Annotated in this window: 12 protein-coding genes and 3 tRNA genes; 6 read left to right on the top strand and 9 right to left on the bottom strand. The window is 59.6% G+C overall.

Annotated elements, in window-relative coordinates:
* Window positions 1–266: 266 nt before the first annotated feature.
* Together IM764_RS06735 and IM764_RS06730 are read right to left on the bottom strand one after the other, a co-directional pair.
* A tRNA-Asp gene (locus tag IM764_RS06735) sits at window positions 267–343 on the bottom strand.
* 1 nt (window position 344) lies between these two features.
* Window positions 345–417: transfer RNA gene (locus IM764_RS06730), tRNA-Glu, on the bottom strand.
* A 269-nt stretch (window positions 418–686) separates the two neighbouring features.
* Here IM764_RS06730 and IM764_RS06725 point away from each other — a divergent pair.
* From IM764_RS06725 to cydC, 4 genes are read left to right on the top strand one after another with little or no spacing between them, the layout of a single operon-like run.
* Window positions 687–2,303: a cytochrome ubiquinol oxidase subunit I gene (locus IM764_RS06725; protein WP_099298053.1), complete on the top strand. Its 1,617-nt coding sequence runs from the start codon at window positions 687–689 to the stop codon at window positions 2,301–2,303.
* 12 nt (window positions 2,304–2,315) lie between these two features.
* Entirely contained in the window at window positions 2,316–3,350 is a 1,035-nt protein-coding gene (gene cydB / locus IM764_RS06720) for a cytochrome d ubiquinol oxidase subunit II (RefSeq protein WP_194187356.1), read from the top strand.
* 3 nt (window positions 3,351–3,353) lie between these two features.
* Window positions 3,354–4,889: an ABC transporter transmembrane domain-containing protein gene (locus tag IM764_RS06715; RefSeq protein ID WP_194187355.1), complete on the top strand. Its 1,536-nt coding sequence runs from the start codon at window positions 3,354–3,356 to the stop codon at window positions 4,887–4,889.
* 3 nt (window positions 4,890–4,892) lie between these two features.
* Window positions 4,893–6,536: a thiol reductant ABC exporter subunit CydC gene (gene cydC, locus IM764_RS06710; protein ID WP_194187354.1), complete on the top strand. Its 1,644-nt coding sequence runs from the start codon at window positions 4,893–4,895 to the stop codon at window positions 6,534–6,536.
* 15 nt (window positions 6,537–6,551) lie between these two features.
* On the opposite strand, the gene IM764_RS06705 is transcribed toward cydC, so the two are convergent.
* Window positions 6,552–6,624, bottom strand: a tRNA-Lys gene (locus IM764_RS06705).
* Window positions 6,625–6,721: 97 nt separating this feature from the next.
* Window positions 6,722–8,221, bottom strand: coding sequence for an acetyl-CoA hydrolase/transferase family protein (locus IM764_RS06700; protein WP_194187353.1), 1,500 nt, complete (start codon window positions 8,219–8,221; stop codon window positions 6,722–6,724).
* A gap of 317 nt (window positions 8,222–8,538) precedes the next feature.
* Here IM764_RS06700 and dusB point away from each other — a divergent pair, with 317 nt between their 5' ends.
* Together dusB and phoU are read left to right on the top strand one after the other, a co-directional pair.
* Window positions 8,539–9,708 carry a tRNA dihydrouridine synthase DusB gene (dusB, locus tag IM764_RS06695; protein ID WP_312097943.1) on the top strand — a complete coding sequence of 390 codons (1,170 nt, stop codon included), beginning with the start codon at window positions 8,539–8,541 and terminating at the stop codon, window positions 9,706–9,708.
* Window positions 9,709–9,805: 97 nt separating this feature from the next.
* Entirely contained in the window at window positions 9,806–10,543 is a 738-nt protein-coding gene (phoU, locus tag IM764_RS06690; RefSeq protein WP_194187352.1) for a phosphate signaling complex protein PhoU, read from the top strand.
* A 27-nt stretch (window positions 10,544–10,570) separates the two neighbouring features.
* Here phoU and IM764_RS06685 read toward each other — a convergent pair whose 3' ends face one another.
* The 5 genes from IM764_RS06685 to pstS form a co-directional block, all read right to left on the bottom strand.
* Window positions 10,571–11,104, bottom strand: coding sequence for a gluconokinase (locus tag IM764_RS06685; protein WP_194187351.1), 534 nt, complete (start codon window positions 11,102–11,104; stop codon window positions 10,571–10,573).
* A gap of 287 nt (window positions 11,105–11,391) precedes the next feature.
* Window positions 11,392–12,168, bottom strand: coding sequence for a phosphate ABC transporter ATP-binding protein PstB (gene pstB, locus IM764_RS06680; RefSeq protein WP_099298061.1), 777 nt, complete (start codon window positions 12,166–12,168; stop codon window positions 11,392–11,394).
* 55 nt (window positions 12,169–12,223) lie between these two features.
* Window positions 12,224–13,135: a phosphate ABC transporter permease PstA gene (pstA, locus tag IM764_RS06675; protein ID WP_194187350.1), complete on the bottom strand. Its 912-nt coding sequence runs from the start codon at window positions 13,133–13,135 to the stop codon at window positions 12,224–12,226.
* Window positions 13,136–13,147: 12 nt separating this feature from the next.
* Window positions 13,148–14,215, bottom strand: coding sequence for a phosphate ABC transporter permease subunit PstC (gene pstC / locus IM764_RS06670; protein WP_194187349.1), 1,068 nt, complete (start codon window positions 14,213–14,215; stop codon window positions 13,148–13,150).
* A gap of 151 nt (window positions 14,216–14,366) precedes the next feature.
* Entirely contained in the window at window positions 14,367–15,473 is a 1,107-nt protein-coding gene (gene pstS / locus IM764_RS06665) for a phosphate ABC transporter substrate-binding protein PstS (protein ID WP_312588366.1), read from the bottom strand.
* Between the last annotated feature and the right edge of the window lie 55 nt (window positions 15,474–15,528).

Here is a 15,528-nt window from a genome sequence, read left to right as displayed (position 1 = left end):
ACCCGCGACCTCCGCCGTGACAGGGCGGCGCGCTAACCAACTGCGCCACAGGGCCACGCACATTATTCGCTACGTTAGCAGCGCGTTTTGTGCACGAACCGATACTTTACACAGACCTATCGATCACCTACAAATCCGCTGGTGGTGACAAAATCCTGTTCCTTAGAATCCCGCAGAAGAGGCGACAAGCATGGCGTCGAGAAGAAGAAAACAAGGAAAACAAAACCGGGTGGAACACTATGTAAAGTGTTCCACCCGGTAAAAGATGGCGACCCTGACGGGACTTGAACCCGCGACCTCCGCCGTGACAGGGCGGCGCGCTAACCAACTGCGCCACAGGGCCGTACTCCCAACGGGATTCGAACCCGTGTTGCCGCCGTGAAAGGGCGGAGTCCTAGGCCTCTAGACGATGGGAGCAATGCCAAAGTCAGCACACACCTGCGCATGCGCGTCGTTTAACAGCTCGCTTAGTCTAAACCAAGGCTAGGAACGGGAACAAATCAGCAGTTCACAGCATCCACATCACCCCCGATACACATTCATTGCACAACTCGGAACTATCGCTTGCCCGCAAACGACTATTAAATTAGAAGGATCTTCGCTGTGCATCACATACCGCCAGCTGGATCGCCGCACACCACAGAGGCAACCGCACTTTCGCTTCGATGTAAGAAGGCACGATCGTCATGGATGTTGTAGACATCTCACGTTGGCAATTCGGCATCACCACCGTTTATCACTTCATTTTCGTCCCCCTCACCATTGGCCTGGCCCCGCTGGTCGCGCTCATGCAGACCTTGTGGCTAGCCACAAAGAAGCAGCATTGGTACCGGGCCACCCGCTTCTTCGGCACGATCTTCCTGGTCAACTTCGCCATGGGCGTGGCCACGGGCATCGTGCAGGAGTTCCAGTTCGGCATGAACTGGTCCGAATACTCGCGCATGATCGGCGACGTCTTCGGCGGCCCGTTGGCTCTGGAGGGTTTGATTGCTTTCTTCCTTGAGTCCACGTTCTTAGGACTGTGGATCTTCGGTTGGGGCAGGATCCCCGCGTGGCTGCACACGCTGTGTATTTGGGTGGTCGCGGTGGCGGTGAACGTCTCTGCCTACTTCATCATCGTGGCCAACTCCTTCATGCAGCATCCGGTGGGCGCGCTATACAACCCGGAGACTGGCCGCGCGGAGCTCAATGACTTCGGCGCACTGCTGACCAACCCCACCGCGTTAGCTGCGTTTCCGCACACGGTTGCCGGTTCCTTCCTCACCGCCGGCACGCTCGTCCTGGGTGTCGGTGGGTGGTGGTTGGTTCGGGAACAGCGCAACCACGGTCCACATTCCCCGCAGGAAGCCACCCACCGCTCTGCGATGCGGGTGGGTTTCTGGACCACGATCGTCAGCGCTGTGGCCCTGGTTCTCACGGGTGACAGCCAGGCAAAGCTGATGTTCTCTCAGCAGCCAATGAAGATGGCTTCTGCGGAGTCTTTGTGCCACACCACCAGTGATCCAATGTTCTCCGTGCTGACGGTGGGCACGCACAACAACTGTGATTCCGTCATGCACTTGATCGAACTGCCGTGGGTGCTGCCGTTCTTGGCCGAGGGGAAGTTCTCTGGCGTAACCCTGCAGGGTGTGCAGGACCTGCAGGCTCAGGCGGAGGCGCTGTATGGGCCGGGACTGTATTCGCCCAACCTGTTCGTGACCTACTGGGCCTTCCGCATGATGATCGGCTTGATGGCGGGATCCCTCGCGTTGGCATTCTTCGCGTGGCTATTCACCCGAAGCGGCCGAGTGCCCAAGGGCAAGTGGGCGCACATCTTTAGCCTGGGCTGTTTGCTGGCCATTCCATTCCCCTTCTTGGCCAACTCCGCTGGATGGGTATTCACCGAAATGGGCCGCCAACCATGGATTGTGCACCCCAACCCAGAAAGCAAGGGTGACCCACGGACGGAACTGATCCGGATGACGGTGGACATGGGTGTATCCAATCACTCCGCGGCCACGGTGTGGGTCACGCTGATTGGCTTCACACTGCTGTATCTGGGCTTGGCGGTGCTGTGGTTCTGGCTGTTACGTCGGATCGTCATCGCTGGCCCGCCAGACGATGATGCGCCGACGTTCGATGGCTCCGGCGGCTCTCAATCTCCAGGACCAGCGACCCCCACGGCCACGCAGTTCGGTGCCAAGATTCCGGAACCAGTGCGTTTTTCCCGCGCAGGTGGGGGCACCTCCCGTGCGGATGCGGACGCGGACAGTCCCAACACAGACGAACCCCACACAGACCAATCCGGTACGGACCAGGCTTAGGAGATCACGATCATGTTTGGTGTAGAACTTCCCGTCTTATGGTTCATCCTGGTCGCCGTGCTATTCGCCGGTTACTTCTTGCTGGAGGGCTTCGATTTCGGCGTGGGCATGCTGCTGCCCATTCTGGGCAGGGAGGAGCGGAAACGTAAGGCCATGATCAACACGATCGGCCCGGTCTGGGATGGCAACGAGGTCTGGCTTATCACCGCTGGCGGTGCGCTATTCGCTGCGTTCCCAGAGTGGTACGCCACGATGTTTTCCGGCTTCTACCTGCCGCTGTTTTTCATCCTGCTGGCGCTGATCGTACGCGTGGTGGGGCTGGAATGGCGATCCAAGGTGCAGGAGGAACGTTGGCGCTCGTTGTGCGATGCCGGCATCATCTTCGGCTCTTGGCTCCCGCCCGTGTTGTGGGGTATCGCCATGGCCAACCTGGTGCGCGGCGTGCGCATCGATGAGAACAAGCAAATGGCCACAGGTTTTTCTGATCTACTGGCTCTGCTCAACCCCTATGCGCTGCTGGGTGGCCTCGCTTTTAGCGCGCTGTTTGTACTCCACGCCGTGGCTTTCCTGCGGCTGAAGACCACCGGCACGCTGCGGGAGCACATCGGCGCCGCACTCCCAGTTTCTGCCGGACTCACAGTGCTGTTCTGTGGCGGCTTCGCAGTGTGGACGCAACTGGCATTTGGCAAGGACTGGACATGGATCGCTACCGGCATTGCTCTGGTGTGTGTGGTGGCCAGCGTTCTGGCTGCACTGGGCAACCGCGATGGATGGGCGTTTTTCACCAGTTCTCTGGCTGTCCTGTCTACGACTGTGTTGCTGTTCGGCTCCCTATATCCGTTTCTCATGCCGTCCACGGTGGAAGGCGGTGTATCGCTGGACATTTGGAACTCAGCGTCCAACCCGTACACGCTGCGGATCATGACGTGGTCCGCGCTGGTGGTTACGCCCCTGGTCATTGGTTATCAGACGTGGACGTACTGGGTGTTCCGCAAACGCATTTCTGCTGATCCGCAGGCCCTGGCGGATTCGTCTGCGGGTTACTAGGCCATGGCTAGCGCCCCTTTTGATCCTCGGCTTCTGTCCCGCTCCCGGGCGGCTAAGTCCTGGATCATCCTGTCAGCGATCCTCGTGGTGGTACGCAGCTTAGCGACCATCGGAATTGGCATCGTTGCAGGTCAGCTGGTGGCTCGCGTGGCCGAGCAACCGCTGCCTGGATCCGAATTGTTCGCGCAGAACACCGGTTCACTGGTCGCACTGGCCGCCTTCGCCGCGATCCGGGTTGTCGTTGCGTGGGCTCAGACCCGTTTTGGTCTTTCCGCTGCGGCGGGGGTCATCGCGGACCTTCGAGTCGATGCCTTGTCCGTACTCTCCCGGCGCGATCCCCGCTTCTTGCATTCCGCCCCGTGGCGGACGATCCTCGGCACTGGTCTGGATGGATTAACCCACTACATTTCGGGCTTCCTCCCCGCGCTGCTAGCCACCGCATTGGCCACTCCCCTGGCACTGGCCGCGGTGGCCTACTTGGATCCTTCGTCTGCGCTGATCGCGGTGGTTACGTTGCCGTTAGTTCCACTGTTTATGTGGCTGATCGGCTTGCTGACAGAAGGACGCACCGAGGCACGTTTGCGCGATGTCGGCTTGATCCGCGAGCAGATCTTTGACCTGATTCGCGGCCTGCCCACGCTGCGTGCACACGGCATGCTGGACAGCCCCACCGCGGAGATCGAGCGTCTTTCGGACGCACATAAGCGTTCCACCATGTCCGTGCTGCGCATCGCGTTTTTGTCCAGCATGGCGCTGGAGTTTTTGGTCACGCTGTCTGTGGCTTTGGTGGCTGTGGGCATCGGTTTCCGTCTGCTCGCAGGCGATATGACCTTCGGTGCCGGGCTGGCGGTGCTCATCATCATTCCTGAGGTCTATGGCCCCGTCCGCGAGGTGGGCCGGCGTTTCCACGACTCGCAGGATGGCGTGTTTGCCTCTACCACCGTGTTGGATTTGTTGGATTCTTCGACGCCAACTCCAAGCACCTCCACTCCCGCCGATACCAACGCAAGTGCCGCCCCAGCTCCGCTGACGGTGCACTTCCATCACTTTTCCGCCGCCGGACGAGACGGCAACCGTCCCCGTGATCTCTCCGCTACCGCAGAGCCCGGACGCATCACGGTGCTGGCAGGGCCGAACGGCTCCGGAAAGTCCACCGCGCTATTGGCCGCCCTGGACATCGTCACGGAGGACATCGCCGGACACGTCAGCGTCGATAGTGACACCCGTACACTCCACGGCCCGGAAATCTGGCAGCGGTGCACTTATCTGCCACAGCGCCCGGTCTTGGATACCGAGGTGATGGGCGATACCTCCCAACTCTCGCTCGGGCAGCGCCAACTCGCCGCCTTCGCGAAGGAAAGCTCCACCGGGATCAAGCCACTACTCGTTTTGGACGAGCCCACGGCCCACCTCGATCAAGATTCCGCCCGCGCACTGCTCACACAGATCCGCGAGCACGCGGATGCTGGATCCACCGTCGTCATCGCCAGCCATGATCCGCTGGTGCTCGCCGCCGCTGATCTCGTCGTGGAGGTTTAAGAAATGACACGTTCTGCATCAGTACCTTCCCGGGATTCCTCGTTCTTGCGCTCCTTGGGCATCCGCCCCCGTACCCTCGTTCTGCCCGTACTGGCGGGCACGCTCACACTCCTCTCCGCGCTCACGCTCACGGTGGTCTCCGCCTGGCTGATCACGCGCTCCTGGCAGATGCCACCGATCATGGACATCACCGTGGCCGTCACTGCGGTGCGTGCCTTGGGCATTTCTCGCGCCGCCTTTCGCTATCTGGACCGTCTCATCACCCATGACGTGGCTCTAGAAAGCAGCAGACGCACCCGCACCGCACTGTGGCGCAGACTCGCCAACGCACCGGCCAGCCTGTGGTCCGGATGGCAGCGCGGTAGCGTGCTCACGCGGCTGGGCGGGGACATTGACGCCGTCACTGACCTCGTGGTCCGCGCGGTGGTGCCTGGCGCGGTGGCTTTTCTCACCAGCGTCATCGCTATCGTCTTTGTTGCGCTGCTTTCCCCGGCTGCGGCGCTGACTCTTGCGGTGGGGCTTATCGTAGCTGGCGTCGGAACACCATACCTGCACTACAAGGCCACGGTGAGGGCGCAGAACGCGCAGTACGAGGCCTCCCGCGCGCACAATCACGCGGTAGATCACGTGCTGTCACACTCGGCGGCTCTGCGCATTCACGGCACGCTCGAGGACGAGTTGGAGCGGGCGCATGCGGCCACTCACGCCGTAGCTCGAGGGCAGCGTCTTCCGGCGCCAGCGACTGCGCGCTCGGCCGGCGTGGCGGAGGCCAGCGTGGTGTTCACAGCCATTGCGACGGTACTGATCGCGCTGTGGACGTACACCGATGCGGCGGGCACGCCGTTGCACACGCAGGAGTGGCTCACGGTGCTGATTCTGGTGCCGCTGGCCGCGTTCGAATCGGTGGGCGCCCTACCTGCGGCGGCTGAATCGCTCGCGCAGGCCCGTGCTGCCCTGGCACGTCTGCGCGCCGTCGAGGAATCACGCTCTACCCACACCGACTATCCCCCGCTACGCCAGCCGAGTCTGCAAGCTCACGAGCTGGTCACGGGCTATACTTCCGATCTCCAACGCTGGGATCTGGACCTGCCATTCGGCACCCGCAAGGAAATCATCGCGCCGTCTGGCGCAGGCAAAACCACCCTGTTGCGCACGCTCGCTGGCCTAGTTCCCGCGCGTTCTGGTTCGGTTCTTATTTCCGACGCCAACTCCCCCTACTCCCACATCCTCCTCGAAGGCAACGCGGTGGAGCCTCCCAGCGGGATCGTGCGTTTCGTGGCTGAGGATGAGCACGTCTTCTCCACCACGATCCGGGACAACATCGCGGTAGGAAACCCACAGGCCACAGATGCCTTGATCCGTGATGTGACCGATGCCCTGGGGCTCGGCGAGTGGGTGCGCGGCTTGGACGACGGGCTCGATACCGTGCTCGCCGACGGTGACGCCTCGCTGTCCGGCGGTCAGCGCCGCCGCCTCATCCTGGCCCGCGCTCTGGTCTCCACCGCACCCATTCTGTTGCTGGATGAGCCGGTGGAACACGTGGATACCTCCACTCAAAAAATCCTGGATCTGCTTCTGGATCCACAGCAGCTGGTGGGCGAGCTGCCTCAGCGCACGATCCTCATCGTGCACCACCCCCGCAGCTAAGGCGGGGGAAAACGGTGGGCCCTGTGGGGCTCGAACCCACGACCTACGGATTAAAAGTCCGCAGCTCTACCAACTGAGCTAAAGGCCCGTTAACGCTACAGATCCTAGCGCATCGCCGAACTGGCGATGAAACTAGGACCCGTCTACAACCGTCGCGTTCATCCAACGCGAGCAACGTCGGCGCGCTACTTCTTCATGGAGCCCGTCTCCAGGAATCGCGTGTGGAATGCGAATGCCTGCGAGAGGTCGTGCGGGGTAGCCAGCGCAGAGCCCTTGTTCGCGGCTTCCACGTACTCCTCCAGCAGTGGCTGGTACTCCGGATTGGCAATCCGAATCATCTTCTTGACGCGGTCGCGTGGGGCCAGTCCGCGCAGGTCAGCCACACCGCGTTCGGTGATGATCACCATGGCGTCGTGTTCCGTGTGGTCGATGTGCGACGCAAACGGCACGACCGCCGAGATGTCCCCTCCCTTGGCCATGGATGGCGAAATGAACGAGGAGATGAGCGCGTTTCGGGTGAAGTCTCCGGAACCGCCGATGCCGTTCATCACCTTGGATCCAGCGATGTGGGTGGAGTTGATGTTGCCGTAGATATCGGCCTCGATCATGCCGTTGGTGGCGATCAGCCCCATGCGGCGCACCACCTCGGGGTGGTTGGAGATCTGCTGCGGGCGCAGGATGATGTGCTTGGCGTAGTGCGCAGCCTGTTCGTTCATCTTCTCCGCGGCTTCCGGGGACAGTGCGAAGGAGGTGGACGAGGCGACTGTCATCTTGCCTGCGTCGATCAGATCCAACATGCCATCCTGGATGACCTCGGTGTAGGCGCGGATGTTTTCGAACTTGGAATCCAGCAGCCCTGCCATCACGGCGTTCGGTACGTTACCCACGCCGGACTGCATGATGTACTCGTCGTACGCCAAGCGACCTGCCTTGACCTCTCCTTCGAGGAAGTCGAGGAAGTGGCCTGCGATCTGCTTGGAGACGTCATCGGGCGCCTTGAATGGAGAGTTGCGGTCAGCCGAGTTGGTCTCCACCACGGCCACGACCTTGTTGACGTCGATATCGATGTAGGTCTTACCGATACGGTCGCCGGGCTGGTTGATTGGGATTGGCGTGCGGTTGGGCAACTTCTGAATGCGGTAGATATCGTGCATTCCCTCCAGGTCCAGCGACTGCCAGGAGTTGACCTCGAGGATGATCTTGTCTGCGTGGTCCAGGAACTCCACGTTGTTGCCCACGCCGGAAGAAGGGACCAGGTGACCCTCTTCGGTTATGCGGGTGACCTCGATGACCGCAACGTCGATCGGCAGAAATCCATGCTCGATGTACTGCGGAGAGTGAGACAAGTGGATGTCTTGGTACTGCGCGTTGCCCTCGTTGATGGACTTACGCAGGGACGGATCACCCATGTATGGCATGCGGTAGTTGATGGCATCTGCTTCCGCCATCACACCGTCGCAGTCAGGGGCGGTGGAGGCACCGGTGTAGACGTCTACCTTGTACTCATCGCCCTTGCTTTGGGCTTCCTTGGCGCGGTTAGCGATCGCGGTGGGAAGGGCCTTGGGGTAGCCGGCGCCTGTGAAGCCGGACATGCCAATGGCATCACCGTTGTTGATGAATTGAGCGGCTTCGTCCGCGCTCATAACCTTGCTCTTGAGAAGTTCGTTGGCGATGCGTTCAGACATCTTTCCTCCAAAAATTGGTGCTGTTTAGGGTGCGAGGGGTTACCTCGCTGGCACGCGAACTACGCAACTACAGATACATTCATAACTGCATTCCCGCAGGTAGAGCGCTTATGCCTATGTCTGTCACCCTACCTAAATGTTTGGCACGCGAAGTGCTTTAGCCCCAATCTTCCCCAATTATTCTTGCCACACTGGCCAACCTCGCCAGTCAACCTCCCCCGCCGACCCCATCTATCGCCCTGCCACACCCACACACGTAGATCGCACCACTAAGCCAGCACTTGGGAATCCGCCGCCTGCAGTGTGACAATAGCACCGTGACTACCACCATCTCTTCGCAGGAACCCGCACTACGCATCGGCCCATTCGATTTGGAAAGCCCCGTGATCCTGGCCCCCATGGCTGGGGTCACCAACGTCGCATTTCGCTCGCTGTGTCGCGAGCAAGAACGCGAACGGATGGGCAGCGTGGCCGGTCTATACGTGTGCGAGATGGTGACCGCCCGCGCCTTGGTGGAACACAACGAAAAGACGCTACACATGACCACCTTCGCTCCGGATGAGGACCCCCGCAGCTTGCAGCTGTACACCACTGACCCGAAGTACACCTATGAGGCAGCGAAGATGATCGTGGACGAGAATCTCGCCGATCACATCGACATGAACTTCGGCTGCCCCGTCCCCAAGGTCACCCGTCGCGGTGGCGGCTCCGCCTTGCCTTATAAGCGTCGCTTGTTCGCGAACATCGTCGCCGCAGCCGTGAAGGCCACCGAGGGCACCAATATCCCCGTGACGGTCAAGTTCCGCATCGGCATCGACGATGAGCACCACACTCACTTGGACGCTGGCCGCATCGCCGCCGACGAAGGCGCTCAGGCCGTGGCCCTCCACGCCCGCACTGCGTCCCAGCGCTATTCCGGCCAGGCCGACTGGTCCGAGATTTCCCGGCTGGTCGAGCACATGGATGGCCGAGTTCCCGTGCTGGGCAACGGCGACATCTTCAAGGCCACGGATGCCCGGGCCATGATGGACCAGACCGGTTGCGACGGCGTGGTCGTGGGTCGCGGTTGCTTGGGCCGCCCCTGGTTGTTCGCGGAGCTCTCCGCCGAGCTGCGTGGCCTTCCTGTGCCCTCAGAGCCGACATTTGGTGAGGTCGCCCGGATCATCCTTCGACACGGCGAGCTGCTTGCCGAGCACGACGGCGAGACCAAGGCATGCAGGGACTTACGCAAGCACATGACCTGGTACCTCCGTGGTTTCCCCGCTGGTGGGGATCTTCGACGCCAACTCGCCCAGACATCCACTCTCGCCCAGCTGCGCGAAACACTCGAACCAGTGTGGGATTCCACGGACCTCGCGGAGGACGCCGACGGCGCCCGTGGCCGTCAAGGCTCGCCCGGCAAGGTCATCCTCCCCGAGGGATGGCTGGACGACCCAGAGGACGAAACAGTTCCAGTTGGCGCAGAGATGGCTAATAGTGGCGGATAATTTACGCATTTTCCTGGCGTGAACTGCAATTCTGCTTTTTTCATGCGACAATTACTCACATGGCAATGCAGCAAATTTAAGGCTAAAATTAGTTATCATGCGTACCGCCTACCGCGAACAGATGGATCGATTCACTCATGACCTCTTGGTTATGAGTGATCTTGTGCGCAATACTATGGCCTCCGCCTCCGAAGCTCTACTCGACGCGGATCTGGCCAAGGCGGAAAAAGTGGTCAGCAGCATCGATGTCATCGAGGAGCTACGCGCCAAGTGCGAAACCGCAGCGTTCGAGCTCCTCGCACTCGAAGGCCCAGTGGCCAGCGACCTGCGCCGGGTAGTCAGCGGAATCTACATCGTCGAAGACCTCGCCCGTATGGCGGCCCTGAGCGTCCACGTGGGCAAACTCGCCCGCAGGCGTCACCCGCAATCCGCAGTGCCAGATGAAATTAAGCCCTACGTCGACGAAATGTCTCGGCAGGCGATCAACTCGGCGTCGAAAATCAAGGACCTTATCATCAACACGGACGTCTCCCAGGCAACGGAGCTGGCGGCCGAAGACGATGCCGTGGATGACATCCACCGTCACCTGTTCATCCTGACCACACAGCGGGAATGGAAATACAGCACGCGCGAGGCGGTGGATCTCACACTGATCTCTCGCTACCTAGAGCGATACTCCGACCACGCAGTCTCGATCGCTTCCCGAGTGGTGTACATGGTCACGGGCATGCGCCTTCCGGAATACCAAGAGTCCGAGCGCACCAAGGAGCAGCAGCAGGCGCTGGAGAGCCAGTTCGACGAGATCTCGCGCCGCTACCAGGACTACTGGGACTAGTTCCCACTCCCCTACTTCCGTGATGGTTTAGCTGTCGCGGTACGCCTTCTCCGCGAAGCTCGCCGCAGCAAGGGAATCTTCCGCTAACTGCTCAGGAGTGCGACCGACATCTAGCTGAATACCCAGCTCATCCGGCGTGAGGGTCTGCAGCATCGCCAGCTGCTCGTGGAGCAGTTCCGGCGGCATGTTCTCTCCGATGCGGTTATCCATGCGGCGGGCCAATACATCTTCCGTGCCATAGAGGTGCACGTAGAACACCGTGCCTTTTGCCTCGCTCAACAGTTCACGATGCCGCTTTTTGAGCGCGGTACAGGCCACCACGGTGGACTTGCCAGCTTCGGCTTGCTCGGTCATCCAATCTCGAACGGTAGTCAGCCAGGCCATCCGCGCTTCCGCATCAGGCATTTTTCCGTCCTGGAGAATGGCCATGTTGCTAGCGGGATGCAGGTCATCCGCTTCCAGAAGTTGGCGGTCGGTCTTTTCCGCGAGTTTGCATGCCAAGGTAGTCTTGCCGCTTCCGCTGACTCCCATGACCACGATATGCAGTGGTTGAGTTCCCATTGCTTTTCTCCTCACGCGCGCCCAAGGCTCCCGCTCATCTGGTTTCCACGGGTACCATGCTTCATCTCCCATTGTAGGCAGTCTTAGAACTAGGGAGTGCAGATATAGATAAAGGGACCCACCGCAAAATAACGGTGGGTCCTTTGTCCAGCGCGGGACGTTAATCGTCTACGCTGCTCAAAGCGAATAATCCACAATTCACCGCTGCTTATTCGGCGCAACGACCGTGCGTAGGAGCTGTAGACCTTATTGGTGCACAGCCCCTAAGCGGGAGGAAAGGAAACGATTTATCCGAAGCGACCGGAGATGTAGTCTTCGGTTTCCTTCTTGTCTGGGTTTTCGAAGATCTTGGTGGTTGGACCAACCTCGATCAACTGGCCGGGACGGCCGGTAGCTTCCAGGGAGTAGAAAGCGGTCTGGTCGGACACACGGGATGCCTGCTGCATGTTGTGCGTCACGATGACGATGGTGAACTCTTCCTTCAGCTCATGGATGAGATCCTCCACAGCCAGGGTAGAGATTGGGTCAAGAGCGGAGCATGGCTCGTCCATGAGGAGAACTTCTGGCTCCACAGCAATTGCTCGAGCGATGCACAGACGCTGCTGCTGACCACCGGAGAGGCCGCCACCTGGCTTGTCCAGACGGTCCTTAACCTCTTCCCAGAGGTTAGCGCCACGGAGGGCCTTTTCGGCAACTTCCTTGAGCTTCTTCTTGTCCTTCTCGCCGGACAGCTTCAGGCCAGCAACCACGTTCTCTTCGATGGACATCGTTGGGAACGGGTTGGCCTTCTGGAACACCATGCCGATGGTGTTGCGCACTGCTACGGGATCAACCTTGCTGGAGTAGATGTCTTCGCCGTCCAGCAAGATCTCGCCCTTGACGTGAGCGCCTGGGATGACTTCGTGCATGCGGTTCAGGGTGCGCAGCACGGTGGACTTACCGCAGCCGGATGGGCCGATGAAGGCGGTAACGGCCTTTGGTGGGATGTTCAGGTTGACGTTCTGCACGGCGTGGAAATCGCCGTAGTAGATGTTGACGTCGTTGAGGTCTAGGCGCTTAGCCATAATGAACTACTTTCTCCTAAGAGTGGTGACTTGCGGGTTGTTGATGGTGCGGGAGCTAGACCTTGACGGAGAAGCGCTTGGAGACAATTCGCGCGCCAATCATCAATGCAGCCACCAGGATGACTAGGGTCAGTGCGGCGCCCCAGATGCGTTCCAGCACATAAGGGTTGTTGCCGGCGCGGTACATCTGCAGCATGAACAGAGGAAGGGAGTTCTGGTTGCCCTCGAACACATCCCAGTTGATAGCCGGGGTGGAACCCACGAGGATCAGCACAGGGGCGGACTCGCCCATGACTCGGGCCACTGCCAGCATGATGCCGGTGACGATGCCGGACAAAGCGGTAGGAAGAACGATCTTGAGGATGGTCTTCCACTTAGGAACGCCCAGTGCAAAGGACGCTTCACGCAGGTCCATAGGTACGATGCGGAGCATTTCTTCCGTGTTGCGGACGATGATCGGAACCATCAGGAGAACCAGGGCCAAGGCCACTGCGAAGCCGGAGCGGTCGAAGCCCAGGGTGGTCACCCACATGGCGTAGACGAACAGTGCCGCGACGATGGAAGGAACACCGGAGAGGATGTCCACCATGAAGGTGGTGATGCGTCCCAGGAAGTTTCCGTTGGCGTACTCCACCAGGTACACAGCGGTGAAGACTCCGATTGGCACGGAGATCAACGAGGTGACGAAAACCTGGGTGATAGTACCGATGATGGCGTGCACCATGCCGCCGCCAGGCATGCTGTTTGGCTGGCCGGTCATGTCAAACATCCACCAGTCTGCGTTCAGCATGACAGGCAGACCCTTGAAGAGCACCGTTGCCAGGACCCACACCAGTGGGGCCAGGGCAATGATGATGGACAAGTAAATGATGATCTGGGCGATCTTGTCCTTGGCCTTTCGGCTTCCGGAGATATCGACGAAGAGGTTGTTCTTGTTGGACTTGCTTGTAGCTACTGCGTTAGTCATCTTCTCGATCTCCTAAGAATTCTTCGCGACGACAGCACGCGCAGCAGCATTCACCACGAAGGTGAGCACGAACAGCACGAGGCCCGCGGCAATGTAGGCGCCGGCCTTGAGGTCATCGTTGAATTCGGGGGCTGCGTTTGCAATTGCGGTAGCGAAGGTCGTACCACCATCCATCAGGGATCCGCGGAAGCCTGGGGAAGATGCAACGACCATGTACAGGGCCATCGTCTCGCCCAGCGCACGACCCAGTCCCAGCATGGAACCGGAAATGTAGCCGGATAGTCCGAAAGGAAGCACGGTCATGCGGACGACTTCCCAGCGGGTTGCGCCCAGAGCAAGAGCTGCCTCGACGTGGCCCTTTGGAGTCTGTACGAACACCTCTCGAGCCGTCGCAGCGATCACTGGAAGAATCATGATCGCCAAGACCACGCCACCGGTGAAGATGTTGCGGGAGGTGGAGAACGATGGAGATGACGTCGGGTCAACGTTGAAGAGGAAGAATCCTCCAGCCCAACCAGACAGCCATTCGAAGAATGGGCCCAGTGCAGGGCCGAGCACCTGGATACCCCAGATGCCGAACACGATGGAAGGTACTGCTGCCAGCAGGTCGACCAAGAAACCGAGAGGCTTGATCAGCTGCTTTGGGCAGTAGTTGGAAAGGAAGATAGCCACGCCCAGCGCGATGGGCATCGCGATGATGAGCGCCACTAGAGAAACCAGAACAGTGGTAAAGAACAAGTTCGGGATACCAAACTGCATCCATCCACCGTCATTGGTGTTGTACGCAGTGTCCCAGCGGTCTCCATAGGTGAAGAAGCTGAGCAAACCATCGCGCAAGCGATCCAGTGCAGGTACCGCGCGAGCTATAAGGAATAGGGCGATGAGTCCGATGATGACGGTGATCAGGATTGCTGATCCCTTGGCCAGAGACTCGAAAATGATATCTCCGGGGCGCTTTACGTTACTGCCACCGCCGGAGCGCTGGCTGTCTTTGTTTTTCGGTGCGCCTGCTGCAACGGGAGTTGCAGCTGCAGTGAGGTTAGCGTCTGCTTCTACCTCAGTCTGATTGGCATGTGCCATGTAAGTTGTCCTTTAAGAAAGTTGCGCTACACGAGTGGTGGCGCTTCGTACAACAAGGGCGTGGTTTTTCACACTGGAACCCCCGATGGTCAATTCCATTCGGGGGTCTCTCAGTTCAAGACGTTAGAGAGTCACCTCTCCGAATCTTGGATTACTTCAGAGCCTTTACAGCTTCTTCCAGCTTGGACTTGAATTCGCCATCCACAGGAATGTAGCCCTGCTCTTCCAGAGCCTCATCCTGGTTGTCCAGCATGGTGAACATGAAGTTCTTCACCAATGCGGCGGTGTCACCTTCGTAGCCTGCGGAGCAGACGATCTCGTAGGTGGTCAGAACCAGTGGGTACTGGCCTTCTTCCTTTTCTGCGTACAGCTTCTCGGAATCGACGACCAAGTTGTGGCCCTCGCCCTTGAACTCTGCAGCAGACAGAGCGTTGTTCACGTTCTCAGCGTTGAGCTCAACTGGGCCTGCACCGAAATCGATGTTGGCCATGTTCAGCTCGTCGCGCTCCTTAGCGAAGCCGGACTCAACGTAGGTGATTGCGCCCTGGGTTGCTGCAACTTGGTCAGCAACACCGGTGGAGCCGTTAGCGCCTGCACCCACGCCACTTGGGAATGCCTTGCCCTCGTCCTCCCAGACATCGCCTGCGGAAGCCTTCAGGAACTTCTGGAAGTTGTCAGAGGTGCCGGACTCGTCAGAGCGGTACACAACGTTGATGTTGGTGTCTGGCAGCTCGACGCCCTCGTTGGACTCAGCGATTGCTGGGTCGTTCCACTTCTTGATCTCGCCCTTGAAGATCTTGGCGATGGTCTCGGTGTTCAGGTTCAGGGTGTCTACACCGTTGAGGTTGTAGGCCACGGCAACTGGACCAATAACCATTGGCAGGTGCCATGCTTCGTTGCCACCGCAACGCTTTGCAGCGGTTTCAACCTGCTCGTCCTTCAGTGGGGAGTCAGAACCAGCGAAGTCAACCTGGTTAGCCAGGAACTGCTCCTGGCCGGCACCGGAACCGGTGGCGTTGTAAGCCAGGGTGGAACCGGACTCGGAGAAAGCTGGTCCGAAGACGTTCTCCATTGCGTTCTGCTGGGAGCTTGCGCCCTCGCCGTTCAGCGTGCCGGAGACGTCCGCCATGTCGTAGTTGGACTCACCGCCGTTGCTGTCGCCGCTGTTGTTGTCTGCGTTGGAGCAGCCTGCCAGAACCAGGGTGCTGGCAAAAAGGGCTGCAGCTGCTGCGCCGGAGCGCTTCAGGTTAGACTTCACGGTTTTCCTCCGAAGTTAGTCAGTGTCAAAATAAGTTGTGGATTACTCGCATCGC

Source organism: Corynebacterium sp. ED61 (genome assembly GCF_015233855.1).
GTDB classification, from domain to species: Bacteria; Actinomycetota; Actinomycetes; order Mycobacteriales; family Mycobacteriaceae; genus Corynebacterium; species Corynebacterium dentalis.
This window is presented reverse-complemented; position numbering and strand designations above follow the sequence as displayed.